Origin of the sequence: Pedomonas sp., from assembly GCF_036515995.1 — a bacterium.
Classification (GTDB): domain Bacteria; phylum Pseudomonadota; class Alphaproteobacteria; order Sphingomonadales; family Sphingomonadaceae; genus Pedomonas.
This window is the reverse complement of sequence record NZ_DATBUP010000226.1, coordinates 1-3,369: the sequence shown is the minus strand read 5'-3', so window position 1 is coordinate 3,369 and position 3,369 is coordinate 1. Positions and strand designations below refer to the sequence as shown.

Here is a 3,369-nt window from a genome sequence, read left to right as displayed (position 1 = left end):
CACCCCCGCGCCCGCCGCCAGCGCGCAAAACTCCAGCGCCACCGCCTGTAAATACGCCATGCCCGCACCACTGCACGGCGAGATCAGCGCCGGCGCCAGCGCCTGACCACTGAGCGCGGGAGCCCCTGCATGATCCCGCTGCTTCCATCCCTCCGGCGCATGAGCGTCTGCCAGCGCGAACGACAGCCCGCTGATCACCCGAAACCCCAGCGCCTGCGCGCGGGCATAGAAATCCGCGTGCCACGCCCGCGCCGGACCGTTCAGCCTCTGCGTTCCTGTGTCCGCCACAAGGAACCGCTGCAGTCCTGCGTCATGCACAAGCTGGAAATAATGGCTCGCGCCGACGGAGTGGCTGATCCAGTCCCGATAGCCGAGGTGCAGAATAGTCTGCAGCACCCGCGCGGGCGTCAGGTGACACAGGCCGTCATAATCCGTCGCCATGCGCAGGCCATGGGGCGGCACGAACGCATCCCCCAGCCCGATCGTCGCCCCGCCGCCTTCGCACCAGATTTCGCTCAGCGTCACCTGTCCCTCGGCGGGCGCAGGCAGCACCCCGCCGCCAGCCGCATATCCGTCCGGCACAATGGAAATGGAGACGCGGTCGACATCGCCCGCCCACACCGGAAGCGCATCGAAATCCAGCCTGATGCGCGCATCACTCCCGCTGCCGCTCGCGTAATTCCACAGCCGCGCAGACCATGTGAACGGGAAGCCCGCGGCATCCCGCCCCACGATACTTAGCGTCGGCCCCTGCGCCGCGTTCAGCGAGGCAATGTCCCCGCTCGCCCGCCACCGGAGCGAGAGCGTCAGCCCCCGGTAATCCCGCACCGTCTCATAGGCCAGCAGCGGATGGTCCCACCCGTCCGCGCTCTCCCATGTCAGCTCCACCCTGTCCTGCCTGCGGTAGAACACGCAGGCCACCCGCAGCCCATCCGCCCCCGCCGTCACCACGCTGCCCATGGCAGGCCGGGGGAAATTCACCGTCCAGAATCTTGGGTCGAACCGCTTGAGCCAGTCCTCCGCCAGCCGATCCTCCGCCTGCGCCAGCCAGTACCCCATGGTGCGCCTCCCCTTGTTTTTATTGCAGGGGATCAGGTCCCCCTGTTCGTAAAAAGGGCCGTGTCTCCAGCACCCACCGGAAACACGGCCCAAAAAATGAATGGGGCGCAGGAGACCAGGTCCCCTGCGAATGAAAAAATCACGCCTCCGCCACCGCCCGTCGCACCGCGCGGGCCACCTGCTGGGCGCTGCGCTGCATCAGCTGCGGGCTGGCGCTCTCCGGCGCGGCCACGTTGATGGAGATGTTGACCGGGCGGCTTGTCCCGCCTGCGCCCGACATGAAGGCCCGGCCCGGTGCCACCGGCGCGCCCATGGTGTGCCCGCCGGTGCTGAAGGCGGTGGCCGCCTGCACCAGCAGCCCCGCCAGCCCATTGCCGCCGCTCCCGCCCGCCGGTGTGCCGAACACCATGCTGGTGCCGATTTTTGCAATTTCGGTCAGCACGTCCCGCAGCAGCCTTTTCCAGTCCTCAAGCCCCAGCTTGCCCTGCGTGATCAGCTTGGCCAGCGTATCGCTGAGCGAGCCTGCAATTGCCTCCGCGCTTTCAATGAACATGGCCTTCATGTCCGCCGCATCGCTTGCCAGCGCCGCCGTGTCCGTACGGATTTTCAACACCAGCGTGTCCAGTTCTTCCGCCATCTCCGTCTCTCCCCATCATGCCCCATCCGGAAACCGCGCCATCAGCGCGGCAAGATCCTCTCGCCCGAAATCAGACGCCGCGCTGCGCCCCAGCCGCCCCTCAACCGCCAACCGCAAATCCTGCGGCGTTGATCGCCAGAACTGCTCCGGCGACCACCCGAGCACGCCGGTTGCAATCCGCGCCGCGTCCTCGCACATCGCCGCCAGGTCGCTCATGCACCCGGCCCGCCCTTTAGATGCCCGCCCAGAATTGCCACCGCCAGCTGCCGGAACGCGGGCATCACCGCCGCAAGTCCCTCCGCCAGCAGCGCCTCGCCGAACGCTTCCCGGTCGGAACTCCCCGGCACCTCATCAAGGCAATGCCATAGCACCGCCGCCAGCTCGTGCAGCGTCAGCCGTCCCTCGCCCGCCCGCTCGATCAGCCCGAACAGCGGCCCCACCTCCGCCTCTGCCGCCACCAGCGCCGCAAAGCTCGGCCGCAGCACCAACTCCCGCCCCGCCAGCTGCAGCGCCACCTCGCCCCGCAGCGGGTTGGCCGCCCGCGCACGTCCCGTGTCCATCATCCGTCCTCCGCTCACAGCACCGTCACCGCGCCGGTTGATTCCAGCGCCAGCGTGTAGGTGCGCTCGCCATTGAAATCCCCGCCGTAGTCCAGCCGCGTGATGAGAAACGTGCCCCGCACCGTCTCCCCGCTCTCGAACACCACCTCGAAACTCTCCGCGTTGCCCGCCAGCGCCTGCTGCTTCAGCCGCGCCTCCGCGCCCGAGCCCGTGAACACGCCCGATCCCGCAATGGACACAGACCGCACCCCCGCGCTCGGCAGCAATTCCCGCCAGCCCCCTGAGCCCTTGTGTGTCACCACCACCGGTTCGGCGTTGATCGCCAGCTGTGTCGTGCGCATCCCCGCCACCGTCGTGTACGCAACCGGCATCCCGCCATCGCCGATCTTCAGCAGAAAAGCGCTCCCCTTCTCGGCCGCCATCGCCGCCTCCTTTGTTGTGTGCTGTCTGGTTTCGATTTTTTGCAGGAGGGACTTGTCCCTCCTGCACCTCCCCTTCGCGATCGGGACGCACCCGGTCAGAACCGCGCGCCCCTCAAACCCGCTCCGTACGCGCCCGATACTCCGCCACGCCGTGGCGCACGCCGTCTTCCACGTCCGCAAAAACCCTTGAGGACAGGAACCGCAGGCTCACCAGCCGGTGGTCATCCAATTCTGCCGGCATGTGCTCCAGCGCGTCGTCCACCAGCGAAAGGAGGTCCTTGGCCTCCGCCATCCCCGCGTGAGCGGACCACACGTGCATGCTGAGGCGGTGGTCCCGGCCCGCGAACGCGACGGCTGACCAGTCCGTCTCCACCGCCTCGCCCACCGTCACGTAGGGGAGAGACTGGCCGGCCGGCACGTGGTCGAAAATGCCCGTCACCCGCGCCATCAGCGGCGCGTGCGCGGTCAGCGTTTCATAAAGGGCGCGCTGCACCGCCCGTCCCGCGCCGATCACAGCCCCCTCCTGCCGAAGCGCAGCAGGGCGCGCACCCGCTCGATGGCGGGGCGCAGGAACGGCCGCGCCGCCATGCGCCGCGTGCCGAACTCCAGGAATTTCGCATAGCCCGGGGCCGCCACCTGCGCGCCGTCCGGAGTCTCCTCCACCCGCAGCGCCGCGCCCAGCCGCCCCGGC

The 3,369-nt window shown here is 68.7% G+C and carries 7 protein-coding genes; all 7 read right to left on the bottom strand.

The window, feature by feature from the left end:
* Positions 1-1,059, bottom strand: a 1,059-nt coding sequence (locus VIG90_RS16615) for a non-contractile tail sheath protein (protein ID WP_422662185.1), incomplete at its 3' end; no start/stop codon positions are given.
* A gap of 139 nt (positions 1,060-1,198) precedes the next feature.
* Positions 1,199-1,696 carry a hypothetical protein gene (locus VIG90_RS16610; RefSeq protein ID WP_331594639.1) on the bottom strand — a complete coding sequence of 166 codons (498 nt, stop codon included), beginning with the start codon at positions 1,694-1,696 and terminating at the stop codon, positions 1,199-1,201.
* Positions 1,697-1,711: 15 nt separating this feature from the next.
* Positions 1,712-1,912, bottom strand: a complete 201-nt coding sequence (locus VIG90_RS16605) for a phage tail assembly chaperone (protein WP_331594638.1) — start codon at positions 1,910-1,912, stop codon at positions 1,712-1,714.
* A complete protein-coding gene (locus tag VIG90_RS16600) occupies positions 1,909-2,256 on the bottom strand; it encodes a GTA-gp10 family protein (protein ID WP_331594637.1) in 348 nt (115 codons plus the stop codon). Before VIG90_RS16600 ends, VIG90_RS16605 begins: the two co-directional genes overlap by 4 nt.
* A gap of 14 nt (positions 2,257-2,270) precedes the next feature.
* The gene (locus VIG90_RS16595; RefSeq protein ID WP_331594636.1) at positions 2,271-2,678 is read right to left on the bottom strand and encodes a phage major tail protein, TP901-1 family; all 408 of its coding nucleotides are present in this window, start codon (positions 2,676-2,678) and stop codon (positions 2,271-2,273) included.
* A 112-nt stretch (positions 2,679-2,790) separates the two neighbouring features.
* Entirely contained in the window at positions 2,791-3,192 is a 402-nt protein-coding gene (locus VIG90_RS16590; RefSeq protein ID WP_331594635.1) for a DUF3168 domain-containing protein, read from the bottom strand.
* A partial coding sequence (locus tag VIG90_RS16585; RefSeq protein WP_331594634.1) for an HK97-gp10 family putative phage morphogenesis protein occupies positions 3,189-3,369 on the bottom strand: 181 nt, incomplete at its 5' end. The genes VIG90_RS16585 and VIG90_RS16590, both read right to left, overlap by 4 nt.

Coding starts and splice junctions, on each gene's coding strand:
- VIG90_RS16610 (WP_331594639.1), bottom strand. CDS start 1,696: ATGGCGGAAGAACTGGACACGCTGGTGTTGAAAATCCGTACGGACACG.
- VIG90_RS16605 (WP_331594638.1), bottom strand. CDS start 1,912: ATGAGCGACCTGGCGGCGATGTGCGAGGACGCGGCGCGGATTGCAACC.
- VIG90_RS16600 (WP_331594637.1), bottom strand. CDS start 2,256: ATGGACACGGGACGTGCGCGGGCGGCCAACCCGCTGCGGGGCGAGGTG.
- VIG90_RS16595 (WP_331594636.1), bottom strand. CDS start 2,678: ATGGCGGCCGAGAAGGGGAGCGCTTTTCTGCTGAAGATCGGCGATGGC.